This window comes from Thermosynechococcus sp. HY213 (assembly GCF_031460975.1).
Classification (GTDB): domain Bacteria; phylum Cyanobacteriota; class Cyanobacteriia; order Thermosynechococcales; family Thermosynechococcaceae; genus Thermosynechococcus.
Genome location: NZ_JAVKVB010000005.1, coordinates 22,015 through 38,173 on the forward strand (window position 1 = coordinate 22,015; position 16,159 = coordinate 38,173).

Sequence of the window (16,159 nt, forward strand, 5' to 3'; positions counted from 1 at the left end):
ACATGATCAGAGCACTGCGGCGGATCTGGTTGCCGACCCTTCCCAAGTTAGATCAGTATCTTCTCTCGCTACTGCTGCCGGGGTTTGTTTTTGGCGTTACAATCTTTACCACTTTGGCGCTGACCGTCGGCACGATTTTTGATCTGGTGCGACAAATTGCCGATGCTCAACTGCCCCTAACGATTTTGCTGCAATTGATTGGCTATCAACTGCCCAGCGTCTTGGTCTTGGTGTTTCCGATGGCCGTGTTGCTCGCGGTTGTGGGGGCGATGAGTCGGCTCTCAGAGGAGGGGGAGTGGATTGCGCTGCGCAGTGTGGGGATTTGTCTGCGCCGTGTCCTCGTCCCTGTGGTGGTTTTTGCGTTGTTTGTGAGTGGGTTGACCCTTGCGCTCAATGAAATCGCCGTACCCATCGCCAAGTATGAATCGCAAAAACTCATGCGGGAGTTACTGCAACAGGAGCGTACCCTCGGCTCAGGCACCGATATTTTCTACCCTGAGTACGATCGCCAAGGAGATGTGCGGCGACTGTATTATGGGCATCGCTTTGATGGCAGCCGCATTCAGGGAATCACGGTTTTGGACTTTTCACAACCACAGGTGACTCAGGTCATTAGCGCTGAATCCGCTGAGTGGAATGTGCGTGAGAGTCGCTGGTTACTCTCTCAGGGGGTAGCCTATTTGATTACCCACACGGGAGTCAGCCGCAATCTCTTGCAATTTGATCAACAGGAGATCCGCTTGCCGCGGCCTGCCCAATCTCAACAACTGCGGCCAACAGATGTGGATGAACTCTCGATCACCCAAGCACGCCGTGCCCTGCAACGTCTCGATCCCAATCAAGAGCCAGAACTGGTGCGTGCCCTCAAGGTTCATCTGGCTCAGGCCTATGCTCAGCCCTTCTTGGCGGTGGTGTTTGCCCTTTTGGGGGTGGGGTTTGGCCTCAGTCCCTCCCAACGGCGGGGGCGCCAAGGATTTGGCATTAGTGTGGCAGTGGTGTTTGGTCAGTACGTGCTCACGTTTTTTCTCGGTGCACTGGGGACGATTGGCACCCTCTCCCCCCTTGCAGCAGCGTGGTTGCCCCACGGTATTGGCTTGGTGGTGGCGATCGCCCTACTGTGGCGCGCGGATCGTAGCTAGAGAGGTATGATGAAAAAAGTGCTGATTGCTGATCCATGCCGCAAACGTTTGATCTTCACGTTGTTGAGACGCGACCCTTGTTGACGCCTGCTACCCTGCTGGCGGATTTACCGCTGACCGAATCCCAAGCCACCCTTGTGGCCACAACCCGCGATCGCATTCGTGACATTTTTAAGGGGCGCGATCGCCGACTGCTGGTCATTGTGGGGCCTTGTTCAATTCACGATGTCAAGGCAGCCTTGGAATACGGGGAAAAGTTGGCACAGGTGCGCGATCGCCTGCGGGATAGTCTTGAAATTGTCATGCGGGTTTATTTTGAAAAACCACGCACCTCTGTAGGCTGGAAAGGGCTGATCAACGATCCGCACCTCGATGGCAGCTATGATATCAACACCGGCTTACGCCTCGCACGGAAGCTGCTGCTGGATTTGGCCAACTTGGGGATGCCCGCCGCTACAGAATTGCTCGATCCAATCATTCCCCAGTACATTGCTGACGTTGTGAGTTGGACCGCCATTGGTGCTCGTACGACGGAAAGCCAAACCCACCGTCAAATGGCGTCGGGTCTCTCGATGCCCGTAGGCTTCAAAAATGGCACCGATGGTCACTTAGATTCCGCAATTAATGCCATGATCGCGGCACAGCAGTCACACCATTTTCTGGGAATTAATGCTGAAGGCCGTGCCAGTATTGTTGCCACCACTGGGAATCCCGATACTCACCTTGTACTGCGCGGCGGCAAAGAGGGCCCTAACTATTCTGCCGCTCACATCGAAATGGCGGCTGCCCTCCTAGAGCGTAAGGGACTCACCCCCCGCCTGATGGTGGATTGTAGCCATGCCAACGCTGCCAAAGATGCCCAACGCCAAGTGCTAGTGTGTGAAAATCTTGCCCAGCAGGTACAGCAAGGTTCCCGTTATTTGGCGGGTGTGATGATCGAGAGCCATCTCAAGGCGGGTAATCAACCGATTCCCAAGGATCTCTCGCAGTTGGTCTATGGTCAAAGTATTACCGATCCCTGCGTGGACTTTGCGACAACAGTAACGATGCTCGAACAATTGGCTAGTGCGGTGGGGTCACAACTGGTTGCCAGATAACTGAATCGCCTATTGTAGCAGGGGAAGCTAGTTACTTGCCCCTTGGGAAGGTAGATTCAATGAAAAGAACTCTTCCTCATTTTTGAGGATGTGAAAGACCTTATCCATGCTCGTGAGTTCAAAGAGCATCATCATCTGCTTGGGAATATTGCATAGGTAAAGCTGTCCCCCACCTGCCCGGACGGTTTTTAGGGCAACAACAAGAGCGCCTAAGCCAGAACTGTCAATGAAGGTGACCTCACCACAATCCAGCAATAGGGCTTGAGTCCCCCCTTGAACCAGCTCACCAATGGTTTGACGAAATTCCTGAGCTTGGGGGCCACCAAAGACCCCAGACAGCTTAATCACTTCGACAGTATTAGCCATAACAGGATGATGGAAAGGAGTTCCCCGCTAGTATACAGCCTTTTTTTCACCGAGATTCGTCACGCGACCAACCCATAACCGCCCTTTGCTGGGTTCCAGAGATGGGGTGCTCTGTGAAATTTTGTGGAGTGAGCGTAACAGGCCGTAGTAGTCATAGTAGGCTTAACTCTAGCCGTTGAGAAATTTTTAGGACGATAACTCATGGTGCAACGTGGTTCTAAAGTCAAGATTCTCCGCCCTGAATCCTACTGGTACAACGAAGTGGGCACCGTCGCCTCTGTGGATCAAACCCCCGGCGTCAAATATCCTGTGATTGTGCGCTTCGACAAAGTCAATTACACCGGCTACAGCGGCAGTGCCAGCGGTGTGAACACCAATAACTTTGCGCTGCACGAAGTGCAAGAAGTGGCTCCGCCCAAAAAAGGTAAATAGTTTCTCAGACCGTGCCGGAATTACCGGAAGTTGAAACCGTACGTCGTGGGCTAGAGGTGGTCACCCTTGGGCAACCCATTGTGGGGGTGGAGGTGCTTCTAGCCCGTTCTATTGCGCTTCCTGAAGAGCCGCAAGCGTTTATTGATCACCTGCGCGATCGCGCCCTGCAACAATGGCAACGGCGCGGCAAGTATCTTTTAGCCACCCTAGATGACGGCAGCCACCTCGTCATTCATCTGCGCATGAGTGGTCAGTTACTGTGGCTCACTGATCCGGTGCCCCTTTGTTCCCATACCCGTGTACGCTGGTTTTTCGCAACGGGGGCGGAACTCCGCTTTGTGGATCAACGGACGTTTGGTCGCTGTTGGTGGATTCCTGCACACTGCCGCCCCGAAACGGCGATTCCCACACTGGCCAGCTTGGCACCAGAACCCCTGAGTGAGGCCTTTACAGTTTGGTTCTTGGCGGAGCGGTTGGTGCATTATCGTCGCGCGCTAAAAACGGCACTTTTGGATCAAACCGTTGTTGCCGGCATGGGGAATATCTATGCCGATGAAAGTCTTTTCTTGAGTGGTCTGCACCCCGCCCTACCCACCTACACCCTAACGATTGAGCAGATCGTTCACCTCCATCAGGTGATTCGCCAAGTGCTGAGGGAAGCGATTGCAGCGGGCGGTACGACAATTCGTAGCTTCGTCACTCCGGCGGGGGTGAATGGTCGCTATGGGGGTCAAGCATGGGTCTATGGTCGCAAGGGGGAAGCCTGCCGCGTCTGTGGCACAACGATTGAACGGCTGCGCTTGGCAGGACGCTCCAGTCACTATTGTCCCCGCTGTCAGCCGCTGTCTTCCGCAATGGGCAAATAAAGGGTGAGAATTTCGCCCGCTTGGCGATCGCGCCGTTGAATGACCTTAGCGCCGACTGCTTCTATTAAGAGTTTTGCCGCCTGAAAGTTGAGACTCAGTTGGCCGGTTGCGGGATGCCACAGGAGCAGGTGCCCCAAGGCGGCCAGATTGCTGCGGTGTTTGTACTGGGGCGATCGCAATTCTAGCTTCACGTGCTGCCCTGCCCGCTGCACCACCAATTTCAGTTCACTCTCTGGGGCAAGGGTTTGGCTATAGTATTCCACTAACCCAGTCAAGACCTGATCCAAAGACGCTGGATCACTGAGAACAAGGGGTAAATTGGGCGGATAGTCGAGAACCAATTTGACTTGACGACGCGCCGCCTGTTTTTGCCAGCGAGCCAAGTTGGTCGTGAAGAGTTCCGTCAAGTGGGTTTGCCCAAACGCAAGGGGGGGTTTGGGGCTAGGACTAGTGAAGATTTCGGCGGCATCACTCAGGAGATTAAAGCGGGTGATTTGATCCTGAATCTCTTGACCAATCTTTTGCAGATACTGGTACGTGCGCTGCGGTAGATTCTCTTGCCGTTGTAGCAATTGGATAAAGGTATTGATGGTGGTGAGGGGAGTGCGCACCTCGTGGGAAAGGGCTTGCAGCAGGCTAATATCCGCAGCCATGGGGGTAGAAGTCACAGTCAGGGGCGTGGCCGCCGGTTGACTATAGTCCAGCAGCCATTGAGCAAACTGACTCACCAAACGATAGCTGGGGGGCACCATCTCGACACTGGCCAGCCACTGATCAATGGGGTGGAGATTGGCTAAGGGAAGTTGCTGCCGCAATTGCTGCCAAAAAGCATGAATTTCCTCAGGGGCAAAGGAAAAGTGCAGTCCGCGCTCCCCTTGATAGATCAGTAAAAGATTGACCTCTGGACTCAGAAGCAGGCAAAAGGGATTCATGCCTTCTCGCGCTGCGGGCAAAAGGGTCATTGCTGGCAAAGCAGGATTGGCGTCTGTAGGGGGCAGGTAGGGCAGCGATCGCCCTTGGGGCATGAGGACATAGGTTTTTAGGGGACAATCTTGAAGAATGAGGCTGGGGAAGGAAACTAAAAAGCCCTCAATGGGATGCGTGACTGCCAATAATCTTTCTAAGGCAGCAACCCCCGCTTGCCACTGCCAAAAGCGATCGCCAGCACGGGTATCATACCGATCAATGGTGGAATGAGAGCGTCCCATAGCAGCCGATGCAACGTCCCCAACTGCCTTGACCATAGCCCCAATAATTCCAATCTGCCTAGGAGTAAAACCGTACTTAGGCAGGGATGATGCCGTACAGGTCGTAAATATCAGCAGCAGTAATCTTCACGGGGACAATTGTGCCCAAGGTGGCTCTTCCCTTCACATAGACCACACCATCAACATCGGGGGCAAATCGGGGCGATCGTCCAATCAATTCCCCAGTTTGTGGGTTTTCCTGCTCAATGAGCACAGGTACGGTTTTGCCCACTTCAGCAGCATTTTTGCGCTGGGCAATGGGTTGTTGCAGTTGCATCAGGCGATCGCGCCGCGCCATTTTGATTTCCTCTGGAACCTGATCCGGCAGATCATAGGCGGCAGTCCCTTCCTCGGCGGAGTAGGCAAAGACCCCCACATGGTCAAATTCATGGCGCTGCACAAACTGGCAGAGATGCTCAAAGTGGCTCTCGGTTTCCCCCGGAAAGCCGACAATAAAGGTCGTGCGCATCACTGCTTCGGGTAAGTCCTGCCGTAGCCGTTCAATCAGGCGATCGTTCACCCCCGCTTGCCAAGGCCGATTCATCGCCCGCAGCACCTCTGGGTGGGAATGTTGCAACGGCAAATCCAGATAGGGCAAGATGTTAGGAGTTTCCCGCATCGCTGCAATCACCTCAGGCGTTAGCCCCGTGGGATAGGCGTAATGCAAGCGAATCCAAGGCACATCCACCTCCCCAAGGGCACGGATCAGCGCCGCGAGTTGGGGTTGACCATAGAGATCAATGCCATAGTTGGTGGTAATTTGCGAAACAATAATGATTTCTTGGACGCCCTCGCTGGCGAGTTGATGGGCTTCCTTAACAATGGATTCAATGGAGCGCGATCGCTGGTTGCCCCGCAGATGGGGAATGATACAAAAGGCACAGCGATAGTCACAGCCCTCAGCAATCCGCAGATAGGCCACCGGTTCCGGCGTGGTGCGGTAGCGAGGAACGGTTTCATCGGCAATGTAGGTGGGCACAGCACTAATTTGTTGCACCCGCTCACCCGTTTCTACCCGCTCAATCACCTCAACAATGTGCTGGTAATCGCCACTGCCAACGACGGCCACCGCCTCAGGAAGCTCCGCCAAGAGTTCCCCTTGAAAATGCTGCGCTAAGCAGCCTGTGATCACAATCTTCTTATTGGCTTCTGCCAGTTCTACCAGTGTGCGCACCGACTCTTCGCGGGCGGCTTGGATAAAGCTACAGGTATTGACAATAACGTAGTCGGCTTCGGTTTCATCGGTACCCACCCCATAGCCCGCTGCCGCCAGCAGGCCAATCATGTGCTCCGTATCCACGCGGTTCTTATCACAGCCAAGGTGGGCAAAGGCAATTTTCGGTTTGGTTGGGTTTGGCATCTAAACGGGTCAGCACCATCTAACAGTAGGGGGTAATATCTTCACCACACTCGTCGGCCAAATAGCTGAGCGAGCGGAAGCGCAACCCCACTAATTGATCATAAAGGGGATTGAGTTTACAGAGGGGGGGAATATGGACAATCTTGCGACCAAAAAGGGTAATGTCGCGCTCAAAGGGGCATTGAGGGGGAATCAGGCGGCAGAGAAAGCGAGCCACCTTGGCATCTTTGACCTCTAAACCATCCAGCCAGTGGCGCACGGGATCCAATAGGCGCAGGGTTTGTTCATTGCTCTCGTGCTGACCATCAAGGGTGTGCTTCAGGGACTCAAGGGCAGCAATTTCCAGTCCCAAGGCGTTGCAAAAGCGTTGCAGTTCGGCATCCTCTGGTTGGGAGTAAATGCCATTGGCAAGCGCCACCATCACGGCTGTACGCACGAAATTTTCCGCAAGGGCGCGATCGCCGCCAAAGGTGGCCACCAGTTCTTCATTAGTGACTGGAGCAAAATGTTCAAGATCTATTTCTGGGGCAATTTCCTCGCGAATCAGGCTCGCAATCAGTTGCTTCTCTTCGGGATCAAAGTGACCATCGGCGCCGGCAATGCTCAAGAGACCCTTAATCCAAATGGCCGTTTGTTCCGGTGTCAGTTCTAGGGTAGATGCTGCGGTGGTTGCCATAGAGATTGCCCCAAGATTGCTGCTCACTACGACTGTACTCTAGGTCTGGGTCCTTCGTGCCATCCTGAAGGACGGATAAAATCCTTGCTACAATTGACGAAGTTTTGTTAAGCACTGTGTCCCGTCCTTGACTGTTTCGCTGTTGCCCTCCACCTGCTCAACCCCTTGGTATGCCCTTGATCCCATTTGGCAGGGGGATGCGGCGGCGATCGCCCAAGGATTACCTCATGATCTTTTAGCGCCGGCGTGGCAAATCCTGATTCTTGGGGATGGCTCCCCCACCCGCCACCTGCAACTGCTGACGGGTGAAACCACGGAAGTGGACGTGATAGATATGTCCGCCATTGGCCATGCCAGCGATCGCGCCCCGGCGCAACTGCAACTCATTCCCGGCCCGCGGCTGCGGCGTCAAGTGTGGCTACGCACCGCTTCAGGTCAACGTTTGGCCTACGCCACCTCTTGGTGGGAAGCTGCCCATGTGGATGAGTATTTGCAAAACCGTGCCATGCCCATTTGGACGAACCTCGCCCAACGCAAGGTGGAGCTTTATCGCGACATTCAGGCGGTGTATCTCGGGCACTCTGAAACCTTGGCGGCAGCCTTTGGCGAGGCGGGGCCTTTTTGGGGGCGGCATTATCTCTTTTGGCACGATCGCCGTCCCATTACGCTGATTTATGAAGTCTTTTCGCCCTACCTCTGCCGCTACCTTGGTCCGATGGGAAGTACGGCCTATTTGGCAAATTCAGGCTCAACATTAGCCTAAAGCGGCTGCCTCCGTAACGTTTTGTAAATATAATATGAACAGCTTTTTGTCCCCCTAGGGGGTTGCGTTCATCTTCGTCAGTTAGGGTAGCGTCATTCATGCGAGTTGCAATTGCCGGTGGTGGCTTAGCGGGCTTAGCTTGCGCCAAGTATCTAGTGGATGCAGGACATACCCCCATGGTGTTTGAGCGTGCCAATGTCCTTGGTGGCTTGGTGGCGGCATGGCAGGATGCCGATGGGGATTGGGTGGAAACGGGCTTGCACGCCTTTTTTGGTGCCTACCCCAATATGCTGCAACTCCTAGCGGAATTGGGGATTAGCGATCGCCTGCAATGGAAACGCCATGCCCTGATTTTTAACCAACCGGAAAAGCCGGGGGTGCTCTCGTGGTTTGATGTTCCCGATATTCCTGCGCCTTTTAATGTACTGCTCTCCATTTTGCGCAACAACGATATGCTGACGTGGGAGCAGAAATTCCGCTTTGCCTTGGGGCTGTGGCCAGCGATCGTGCGCGGCCAAAAATACGTCGAGGCAATGGACAAGTACACCCTCCTCGAATGGCTGCAACGCCAAGGGATTGATGAGCGGGTAAACTCCGACATTTTTATTGCGGCCTCAAAGGCACTGACCTTCCTGAACCCCGATGAGGTCTCGGCCACGATTCCTCTGACGGCGATGAACCGCTTTCTGCGGGAACGCTATGGCTCAAAAATTGCCTTCTTGGATGGGGCACCCCCCGAACGGTTGTGTCAGCCCATTGTGGATTATGTGACCGCGCGGGGCGGTGAAGTGCACACCAATGTGGCTCTGCGGGAGATTGTCCTCAATGAGGATCTCTCGGTGCAGTCCTTTGTCATGGCCGATCGCGAGGGACAACAGCGCTTTGAAGTCACAGCGGATGCCTATGTCTCAGCAATGTCGGTGGATGCCATTAAACTGCTGCTGCCGAAGCCGTGGCAAGACCTATCCTTTTTCCAGAAACTCAATGGCCTCGAAGGCGTCCCGGTGATTAACGTCCAAATCTGGTTTGATCGCAAATTGCCGACAGTGGATCATCTCCTCTTCTCGCGATCGCCCCTGTTGAGTGTTTATGCCGACATGAGCGAAACCTGCAAGGGCTATGCCGATCCCGACAAGTCAATGCTAGAGCTGGTATTGGCGCCTGCTGCAGAGTGGATTGGCCGCAGCGATGAGGAGATTGTTGAGGCGACCCTTGCGGAACTGGCCAAACTCTTCCCCAATCACCTACCGGAACCTGCTAAAGTGCTGAAAACGGCGGTGGTGAAAACCCCCCGCTCAGTCTATAAAGCCACCCCCGGTCGCCAAGCCTTTCGTCCGGATCAGGCCACACCCATTCCCAACTTCTTCCTTGCGGGGAGCTACACGATGCAGCCCTACCTAGGGAGTATGGAAGGTGCGGTACTTTCTGGTAAGCTGACAGCGCAGGCGATCGCGAAGCGGCTCGCAGAGAGCAACGCCCCGCAGCCCCCTAAAACCTCTATTCAAACTGCCGCCAATGCTGCAACTGCCTAGAGCCGAGTACGTCCCTCCCCTGATTTCCCTCGACGAGGCCTACGAGTTGTGTCGTCAGGTCACTGCCGCCTATGCCAAGACGTTTTACCTCGGCACGCTGTTGATGCCCCCCGCCAAGCGCCGCGCCATTTGGGCAATTTACGTCTGGTGTCGGCGCACCGATGAACTGGTGGATGGCCCCCAAGCCGCAACGACAACCATGGCCACCCTTGATGAGTGGGAAGCGCGCCTTGAGGATATTTTTGCTGGACGTCCCCACGATGGCATGGATTTAGCTCTAACGGCAACGCTGGAACAGTACCCCCTCGACATCCAGCCCTTTCGGGACATGATTGCTGGCCAGCGGATGGACTTGCACCGCAGTCGCTATGAAACCTTTGCTGAATTGGAACTCTATTGCTACCGCGTGGCCGGTACCGTCGGCCTCATGTCCCTTGAGGTAATGGGGGGAAACCCCTACAGCGATCGCCTGTGTTCCCCTTGGGTGGATCCCTATCAGGCTAAAGGTACCCTCAAGGATCAAGCCATTGCCCTTGGCATTGCCAATCAACTGACCAATATCCTGCGGGATGTGGGCGAAGATATGCGGCGGGGGCGGATTTATCTGCCCTTAGAGGACTTGGCTGCCTTTAACTACACCGCAGAAGACTTGCAGCGGGGAGTGATTGACGATCGCTGGCGGGCATTGATGCGCTTTCAAATTCAGCGGGCACGGCAATTTTATCGGGAAGCCGAAGTGGGGGTGGCTTACCTAGAGCGGGATGCCCGTTGGCCCGTGTGGTCGGCATTGATGCTCTATCGCCAGATTCTTGATGTCATCGAAGCCAACGATTACGATGTCTTTAATCGGCGCGCCTTTGTCTCTGACTGGCGCAAGCTGCTGTTTATCCCTATTTCTTGGTTCAAGGCCAGCTTCTAGCACCATGGCAGATCTGTACGTGGATTGGGACGAGTATCATCGCACCATTGAACAGTTGGCGATCGCTATCTATGAATCGGGATGGCAGTTCAATCAAATCCTCTGCTTGGCCAAGGGGGGGCTGCGGGTAGGGGACATTCTCAGCCGCTTGTTTAATCAACCCCTCGCGATTCTGGCGGTGTCCTCCTATGGCGGTGTCAATAACCAAGAGCGGGGTCGCATCACCTTTGCGCGAGATTTAACCATGACCACCGCTACCCTTGGCAGTCATGTCCTCTTAGTGGATGATTTGGTAGATTCTGGCCTTTCCTTGCAGAAAACCCTGCGCTGGCTAGAGGTCAAATATGGCTTTGCGGTGGAGGAAGTGCGCACTGCCGTTCTCTGGTACAAAGCGGCCTCTTGTATTCGTCCGGACTACTATGTTCATTACCTGCCGGAAAATCCGTGGATCCATCAACCCTTTGAACGCTACGAACAACTGACAGCGGCTGATCTTGCTCAAACCCTAACCCCCTGTCCATGACGCCTACCCTCACTCCCCCCCTCCAATGGCAGCGTCGCCACGTCCTCTCCCTGCAAGACTTTACGGTGGCGGAACTAGATATTGTGCTGCAAACAGCGCTCAGTTTTCAGGAAGTCCTGAATCGTCGCACCAAAAAAGTCCCCACCCTGCAAGCGCGGGTGGTTGCTAATCTTTTCTTTGAAAGCTCGACGCGCACCCGCAATAGCTTTGAACTGGCGGCCAAACGTCTTTCTGCGGATATTCTCAACTTTTCGCCCGGTACCTCGGCCCTGAGTAAAGGGGAAACGATCCTCGATACCGCTAAGACCCTGTGGGCGATGGGGGCAGAGTTCATGGTGATTCGCCATCAGCAGTCGGGGGTGCCCCATACGATTGCAGCAGAAATGGATCGCCTTGGCGGTCAGGTGGCGGTTCTCAATGCCGGTGATGGCTTGCACGAGCATCCCTCCCAAGCCCTGCTAGATTTGTTTACCCTTTGTCAACTCTACGATCCGCGTCAGCCCCGCTGTGCCCTGTTGCAGGGGAAGAAAATTGCCATTGTCGGGGATATTCGCCATTCCCGTGTGGCGCGATCGAACCTCTACAGCCTCAAGACCGCTGGTGCCGATGTTCACTTGGCCGGCCCCCCCACCCTCTTGCCGCCAGAATTTGCAGACTATGGAGCAACGCTCCACTGGACACTGGAACCTGCCCTTGCTGATGCCGATATTGTGATGACGCTGCGCCTGCAACGGGAACGCATGGATCAGCACCTGATTCCCAGTTTGCGGGAGTACCATCAGCAGTTTGGTATCACCCATGAACGGCTGCGCCTATGCCGACCGGAGGTGCGGGTTTTGCATCCGGGACCGGTGAATCGCGGCGTGGAATTGAGTTCGGCATTGCTGGATGATCCGCAGTTTAGTTTAGTGAATCAGCAGGTGACCAGTGGGGTAGCGGTACGGATGGCGTTACTGTATTTGATGGGAACGTATCATGGAGGCAGGCCATGATTAAGGTCACCTTTGTGCCGGATCAGGTTTCCGTTGAGGCCGAAGTGGGGGAAAGTTGGCTGAGCGTTGCAGCGCGCGCTGGGGTCGACATTCCCACGGGTTGTTGCATGGGCAGTTGTGGTGCCTGTACGTTGGAATTGGAGGATGGCGAGGAAATTCGCGCCTGTATTTCTACGATTGCGGGCGATGGCGAGGATGGTACCCAGATTACTGCCTATGTCTTTCGAGATCCCACGTGGTGATCACAGGAATCAAACCCTTAGCGCCAAATGAGAAAGCGCACAGTTAGAAAGAGTGCTGAAACCCCCAACTGCAAGGCCGTAATCGGTACCCCATAACGCAGGAAGGTTTTGAAGCTAATTCGGCGGCCATGGAGTTCCGCAATCCCGGCACCAACAATGTTGGCAGAGGCGCCCACCAGCGTGGCATTGCCGCCCAACGTTGCCCCTAGCATCATGGCATAGAACAGGGGCAGCACCTGGGGGGGCAAATCACCCCCATAACCAGGGTGGAGAATTTCTGAACCTGCTAGACCCACATCGACAAGGTATTTTTTCAGCAGTGGCACCATCGCCACCACAAGGGGGATATTGGAAATGACGCTAGAGAGAATGCCAATCGCAAATAAGAGCAGCAGGGAGCCAAAAAAGATATTTTGGCCAATGAGAATGGCGAGGAGGTGGGAGAGTTGACCAATGATGCCGGTTTTTTCTAGGCCACCGATCAAGACAAAAATGCTCATAAAAAAGATCAGGGTGGCCCAGTCCACATCCCGCAGAATGTGGGTCACCGTATCGATTTTGCTTTGATGGGATAAAAGGAGTGCAAGGGCAGCCCCCATTAAAGCGACCGCAGGGGGAGACACTTTGACGACCATGCCATCGCCAATAACAAAGAAGGTCAAGACAAAGACGATGATCACACAACCCACCGCTAGGGTGCGGGGATGATTAATTTTGGGGTGGGGCAAGTGATCAAGGGAGTTGAGTTCTTTGCGCCAAATGCGGCGAAAGAGAACCGGCAGACAAAAAACAATGACAGCGATCGCCAGTACACCCCCCAAGCTGAGACGCAGGAGATAATCGGCAAAGCTGAGATTAATGGCATCCCCGACAATATAAGTCGCTGGATCCCCGACAAGGGTCAGCAAGCCAGCGCTATTGGAGACAATCACCATCAAGATAATCAGGGGGACAAAGTCCACCCCCACTTCAGCCGCCATGGGGGGCAACAGGGGGGCAAGGAGCATCACTGTTGTGGCATTGGGCAGTACGGCACAGATGGGGGTTGTCAGAGCCACGATCCCCAGCAGCAGGCGTTTTCCCTGACCGCGGGCAAGCAGAACCATTTGGGTGGCCAGATACTCGAACACCTTAGTGGGTTCAAAGGCTCGCACCAGAACCATGACGCCGAAAAAGAGGGCAAGGGTGCCATGACTGCGGCCAATGTAGCTAATGGCCTCCCCAAGGGTCATAATGTTGAGAAAGACAAGGAGAATCGCACCCAAAAAGGCAGCAACCGTGATGTTGATCCACTCGGTGATGATCAGCAGGATCACCCCCAGAAAAATGGTGCCAGCAGCGAATGCATGCCAGTGTTCAATCAGCATTGAGATTCCTAAAAGAGTTCTAAAGTCAAAAATTCAGTCAACACCACGAAACTGCATCCTTGGAACACTGAGCAGTTGTGAAAAACAGCCAGTCTCCAACTAAATCCCGACAAGGTTAGCTGCCGGACGAGGATTTATTAGTCTGCCTTCGCGGTTGAGAACGCGCTCCCTATTAGTTAATTCCTCCGATCTACGCCGCAAACGCTCAGATGAGGCAAAAAAAGATAAATTGGTACTCAACCTAGCATAGGCCTCTTAGAGGATTCAAGAGAAGTCCTTCTATGAAGTGAATAGAAAATCTTAATAAAAACTTTCCCAGACTGTTGCGCCGCGGTTAAATGTGTCAAAATGTTTCCTGTGTCAATTGAATAGCGGCCTACCCTTGCAAACTCCTACGGCGATCGCCCTTGGCAATTTTGACGGTGTCCATCGAGGGCACCAAGAGGTTATCCGTACGCTTGTTGAAGCAGCGCCTCCCGACTGTTACCGGTCAGTGATTACGTTTTCGCCCCACCCGCAGGCATTTTTTACGGGAGAAGAGCGCCTGCTGCTGACCCCAGAGGCGGAAAAACGTGCCCTTTTGAACCACTATGGCATTGAGCAGGTGATTGTCCTGCCCTTTACCCATGCTCTTGCCCAACTGTCGCCCTTGGAGTTTGTTGAGCAGATTTTGGTACAGCAGTTGCAGGCCAAGGTATTGAGTGTGGGTTTTAATTTTGGCTTTGGCCGTGGGCGATCGGGGACAGCGGCGGATTTGCGCACCCTCTGTGCTGCCTTTGGTATTCCAGTGCATATTGTGCCCCCCTATTGTCGGGGGAGCGATCGCGTCAGTAGCTCAGCAGTAAGGGCCGCCCTCGCCGAGGGAGATGTGGGCTTGGCACGGGAGCTTTTGGGACGCCCCTACCAATTGAGCGGCACCGTGATTCAAGGGGAACAGTTGGGACGGCAGTTGGGATTTCCCACCGCCAATCTAGCCCTCCCCCCAGACAAATTATTGCCTCGCCACGGCGTTTATGCTTGCCGCGTTACGGGGGCAGCGTTTGCGACTGAGCAATTGGGGGTGGTGAATGTTGGGATGCGACCGACGGTGACGGGTCGGCAAGTGACCACAGAGGTGCATCTATTCAACTGGCAGGGGAATCTTTACAATCAAGAGATCACACTTCATTTAGAGGCCTTTATTCGCCCAGAGGTACGGTTTCCCAGTTTGGCTGCCCTACAGGCGCAAATTGCTGCCGATTGCCAAGTAGCGGCTGATCTTCTTGAACGAGTGGTCTCCTATGCGTGAACCCCTACAGCGACTGGTCAATAACCTTGGACAGGTCATGGTGGGCAAAGAAGCCGCCATTGAACTCATGTTAGTGGGGTTGCTGGCGGGGGGACACGTTTTGCTGGAGGATGTACCGGGGGTGGGAAAAACCCTCTTGGCCAAGGCCTTGGCGCGATCGCTGGCGGGTACCTTTCAGCGCATCCAAGCCACACCCGATCTCCTACCCACGGACTTATCGGGCACCAATATCTGGAATCCCAAAACAGCGGAGTTTGAGTTTCGCCCAGGTCCTGTCTTCTGCAATATCCTGCTGGCGGATGAAATTAACCGCGCCACACCCCGCACCCAATCGGCACTCCTAGAGGTCATGGAGGAGTACCAAGTCACCATTGATGGCGTCACCTACCCCCTGCCCCGGCCCTTTTTTGTCATTGCCACCCAAAACCCCGTGGAATACCAAGGCACCTTTCCGCTGCCCGAAGCCCAGTTGGATCGCTTTGCCCTGTGTTTTAGCTTGGGCTACCCCACCGAGGAAGAGGAACTACAAATGCTGCAACGGGTGCAGGGGGGCTTAGATGTCAATCAACTGGAACCGTGCCTCAGCTTGGCGGAGATCCAACAGTTGCGGCAGCAGGTGCTACAGGTGCGGGTAGATTCAGTGTTGCAAAAGTACATTCTTGCCCTTGTGCGGGCGAGCCGCGAGAGCGATCGCATTACCTTGGGGGTGAGTCCTCGCGGTACCGTGATGCTCCAGCGCACAGCTCAGGCCTTGGCCTTTCTCAATGGCCGTGACTATGTCCTCCCCGATGATGTCAAGCAATTGGCGCCCCATGTTCTAGCTCATCGTCTGATTACAGCAGCAGGGCGCTCAGGGCGGGCCTGTGTGGCAGAATTGTTGGAAACGGTAGCCGTTCCCTAGGGAGAGTTGGCGCGACTGTTCTCTATGAACATCTCTGCGATCGCCAAGCTGTCATTGTAGTGTTAAGTCTTTTTAACATCGCGATCGCCCTCGCAACCGTCGAAGGATTTAGGCATTGATGACAACGATACTCATGACACAAGCCCTCCAACGGCAGGGAGAAATTTGGCACAACATCCTCAGCAGTCAAAACCTTACGGTCATCTGGGAAAACCTTGATGCTGACATCCTTGCTGTGCTAGAGGGCATGGAGACGGCTGGCCTAGCGTTGCCCCAATTGCTGCTGTTAGATATGGGCATGATGGGCAGCGCCGCCGTCGCTATCGTGGCTCAAGTTATTAAACTCCCCAGGCTGGATTCGAACCAGCGACCAATCGGTTAACAGCCGACCGCTCTACCGCTGAGCTACTGAGGAATATTGACGATTTTTTAATGTAGCGTAGTTCACC

General features: G+C 54.5%; 17 protein-coding genes and 1 tRNA gene. 12 read left to right on the forward strand and 6 right to left on the reverse strand.

Going from position 1 to position 16,159, the window contains the following annotated elements; all coding sequences use genetic code 11:
- Positions 1-2: 2 nt before the first annotated feature.
- Positions 3-1,139, forward strand: coding sequence for an LptF/LptG family permease (locus tag RHK62_RS02675; RefSeq protein WP_206200956.1), 1,137 nt, complete (start codon positions 3-5; stop codon positions 1,137-1,139).
- Positions 1,140-1,174: 35 nt separating this feature from the next.
- Positions 1,175-2,236 (forward strand): 3-deoxy-7-phosphoheptulonate synthase, encoded by a 1,062-nt coding sequence (locus RHK62_RS02680; protein ID WP_310437983.1) that lies wholly within the window; start codon positions 1,175-1,177, stop codon positions 2,234-2,236.
- A 27-nt stretch (positions 2,237-2,263) separates the two neighbouring features.
- Here the strand turns inward: RHK62_RS02680 and RHK62_RS02685 are convergent, their stop codons facing one another.
- Positions 2,264-2,602 (reverse strand): STAS domain-containing protein, encoded by a 339-nt coding sequence (locus tag RHK62_RS02685; protein WP_206200958.1) that lies wholly within the window; start codon positions 2,600-2,602, stop codon positions 2,264-2,266.
- A gap of 201 nt (positions 2,603-2,803) precedes the next feature.
- Here RHK62_RS02685 and RHK62_RS02690 point away from each other — a divergent pair, with 201 nt between their 5' ends.
- A complete protein-coding gene (locus RHK62_RS02690) occupies positions 2,804-3,034 on the forward strand; it encodes a photosystem I reaction center subunit IV (RefSeq protein WP_011057407.1) in 231 nt (76 codons plus the stop codon).
- 11 nt (positions 3,035-3,045) lie between these two features.
- Positions 3,046-3,900: a DNA-formamidopyrimidine glycosylase gene (locus RHK62_RS02695; protein WP_206200959.1), complete on the forward strand. Its 855-nt coding sequence runs from the start codon at positions 3,046-3,048 to the stop codon at positions 3,898-3,900.
- On the opposite strand, the gene RHK62_RS02700 is transcribed toward RHK62_RS02695, so the two are convergent.
- From RHK62_RS02700 to RHK62_RS02710, 3 genes are all read right to left on the reverse strand, one after another.
- Positions 3,870-5,108 (reverse strand): HAMP domain-containing sensor histidine kinase, encoded by a 1,239-nt coding sequence (locus RHK62_RS02700; RefSeq protein WP_310453234.1) that lies wholly within the window; start codon positions 5,106-5,108, stop codon positions 3,870-3,872. The two genes, RHK62_RS02695 and RHK62_RS02700, sit on opposite strands and share 31 nt — an antisense overlap.
- A gap of 76 nt (positions 5,109-5,184) precedes the next feature.
- Positions 5,185-6,507, reverse strand: coding sequence for a 30S ribosomal protein S12 methylthiotransferase RimO (gene rimO / locus RHK62_RS02705; protein ID WP_310453235.1), 1,323 nt, complete (start codon positions 6,505-6,507; stop codon positions 5,185-5,187).
- Positions 6,508-6,526: 19 nt separating this feature from the next.
- Positions 6,527-7,183, reverse strand: coding sequence for a Mo-dependent nitrogenase C-terminal domain-containing protein (locus tag RHK62_RS02710; RefSeq protein ID WP_310453236.1), 657 nt, complete (start codon positions 7,181-7,183; stop codon positions 6,527-6,529).
- A gap of 127 nt (positions 7,184-7,310) precedes the next feature.
- Here RHK62_RS02710 and RHK62_RS02715 point away from each other — a divergent pair, with 127 nt between their 5' ends.
- The 6 genes from RHK62_RS02715 (at position 7,311) to RHK62_RS02740 (ending at position 12,154) form a co-directional block, all read left to right on the forward strand.
- Positions 7,311-7,946, forward strand: a complete 636-nt coding sequence (locus RHK62_RS02715) for a chorismate lyase (RefSeq protein ID WP_302678784.1) — start codon at positions 7,311-7,313, stop codon at positions 7,944-7,946.
- A gap of 98 nt (positions 7,947-8,044) precedes the next feature.
- A complete protein-coding gene (pds, locus tag RHK62_RS02720; protein ID WP_206200964.1) occupies positions 8,045-9,478 on the forward strand; it encodes a 15-cis-phytoene desaturase in 1,434 nt (477 codons plus the stop codon).
- Positions 9,462-10,397, forward strand: a complete 936-nt coding sequence (locus tag RHK62_RS02725; RefSeq protein ID WP_206200965.1) for a phytoene synthase — start codon at positions 9,462-9,464, stop codon at positions 10,395-10,397. The genes pds and RHK62_RS02725 overlap by 17 nt, the downstream gene beginning before the upstream one ends.
- A gap of 4 nt (positions 10,398-10,401) precedes the next feature.
- Complete coding sequence (locus RHK62_RS02730) at positions 10,402-10,920, forward strand: phosphoribosyltransferase (RefSeq protein ID WP_149820490.1); 519 nt, start codon at positions 10,402-10,404, stop codon at positions 10,918-10,920.
- Positions 10,917-11,912 (forward strand): aspartate carbamoyltransferase catalytic subunit, encoded by a 996-nt coding sequence (locus RHK62_RS02735; RefSeq protein WP_310453237.1) that lies wholly within the window; start codon positions 10,917-10,919, stop codon positions 11,910-11,912. Before RHK62_RS02730 ends, RHK62_RS02735 begins: the two co-directional genes overlap by 4 nt.
- On the forward strand, positions 11,909-12,154 hold the full coding sequence (locus RHK62_RS02740; RefSeq protein ID WP_302677281.1) for a 2Fe-2S iron-sulfur cluster binding domain-containing protein: 246 nt from the start codon (positions 11,909-11,911) through the stop codon (positions 12,152-12,154). Before RHK62_RS02735 ends, RHK62_RS02740 begins: the two co-directional genes overlap by 4 nt.
- Before the next feature lie 17 nt (positions 12,155-12,171).
- Here the strand turns inward: RHK62_RS02740 and RHK62_RS02745 are convergent, their stop codons facing one another.
- Positions 12,172-13,521 carry an ArsB/NhaD family transporter gene (locus tag RHK62_RS02745; protein ID WP_302678786.1) on the reverse strand — a complete coding sequence of 450 codons (1,350 nt, stop codon included), beginning with the start codon at positions 13,519-13,521 and terminating at the stop codon, positions 12,172-12,174.
- A gap of 382 nt (positions 13,522-13,903) precedes the next feature.
- Between RHK62_RS02745 and RHK62_RS02750 the strand changes: the two genes are divergently transcribed.
- Together RHK62_RS02750 and RHK62_RS02755 are read left to right on the forward strand one after the other, a co-directional pair.
- Complete coding sequence (locus RHK62_RS02750) at positions 13,904-14,809, forward strand: bifunctional riboflavin kinase/FAD synthetase (RefSeq protein WP_310437985.1); 906 nt, start codon at positions 13,904-13,906, stop codon at positions 14,807-14,809.
- Positions 14,802-15,710, forward strand: a complete 909-nt coding sequence (locus RHK62_RS02755; RefSeq protein ID WP_310453238.1) for a MoxR family ATPase — start codon at positions 14,802-14,804, stop codon at positions 15,708-15,710. Before RHK62_RS02750 ends, RHK62_RS02755 begins: the two co-directional genes overlap by 8 nt.
- A 343-nt stretch (positions 15,711-16,053) precedes the next feature.
- Here the strand turns inward: RHK62_RS02755 and RHK62_RS02760 are convergent.
- Positions 16,054-16,125: transfer RNA gene (locus tag RHK62_RS02760), tRNA-Asn, on the reverse strand.
- Between the last annotated feature and the right edge of the window lie 34 nt (positions 16,126-16,159).

Excerpts from the sequence above, each read along its gene's own strand:
- RHK62_RS02690 (WP_011057407.1), top strand. The coding sequence starts at position 2,804 with ATGGTGCAACGTGGTTCTAAAGTCAAGATTCTCCGCCCTGAATCCTAC.
- RHK62_RS02755 (WP_310453238.1), top strand. The coding sequence starts at position 14,802 with ATGCGTGAACCCCTACAGCGACTGGTCAATAACCTTGGACAGGTCATG.
- RHK62_RS02680 (WP_310437983.1), top strand. The coding sequence starts at position 1,175 with ATGCCGCAAACGTTTGATCTTCACGTTGTTGAGACGCGACCCTTGTTG.
- RHK62_RS02700 (WP_310453234.1), bottom strand. The coding sequence starts at position 5,108 with ATGGGACGCTCTCATTCCACCATTGATCGGTATGATACCCGTGCTGGC.
- pds (WP_206200964.1), top strand. The coding sequence starts at position 8,045 with ATGCGAGTTGCAATTGCCGGTGGTGGCTTAGCGGGCTTAGCTTGCGCC.
- RHK62_RS02710 (WP_310453236.1), bottom strand. The coding sequence starts at position 7,183 with ATGGCAACCACCGCAGCATCTACCCTAGAACTGACACCGGAACAAACG.
- RHK62_RS02735 (WP_310453237.1), top strand. The coding sequence starts at position 10,917 with ATGACGCCTACCCTCACTCCCCCCCTCCAATGGCAGCGTCGCCACGTC.
- RHK62_RS02745 (WP_302678786.1), bottom strand. The coding sequence starts at position 13,521 with ATGCTGATTGAACACTGGCATGCATTCGCTGCTGGCACCATTTTTCTG.
- RHK62_RS02730 (WP_149820490.1), top strand. The coding sequence starts at position 10,402 with ATGGCAGATCTGTACGTGGATTGGGACGAGTATCATCGCACCATTGAA.
- RHK62_RS02725 (WP_206200965.1), top strand. The coding sequence starts at position 9,462 with ATGCTGCAACTGCCTAGAGCCGAGTACGTCCCTCCCCTGATTTCCCTC.
- rimO (WP_310453235.1), bottom strand. The coding sequence starts at position 6,507 with ATGCCAAACCCAACCAAACCGAAAATTGCCTTTGCCCACCTTGGCTGT.
- RHK62_RS02740 (WP_302677281.1), top strand. The coding sequence starts at position 11,909 with ATGATTAAGGTCACCTTTGTGCCGGATCAGGTTTCCGTTGAGGCCGAA.
- RHK62_RS02685 (WP_206200958.1), bottom strand. The coding sequence starts at position 2,602 with ATGGCTAATACTGTCGAAGTGATTAAGCTGTCTGGGGTCTTTGGTGGC.
- RHK62_RS02675 (WP_206200956.1), top strand. The coding sequence starts at position 3 with ATGATCAGAGCACTGCGGCGGATCTGGTTGCCGACCCTTCCCAAGTTA.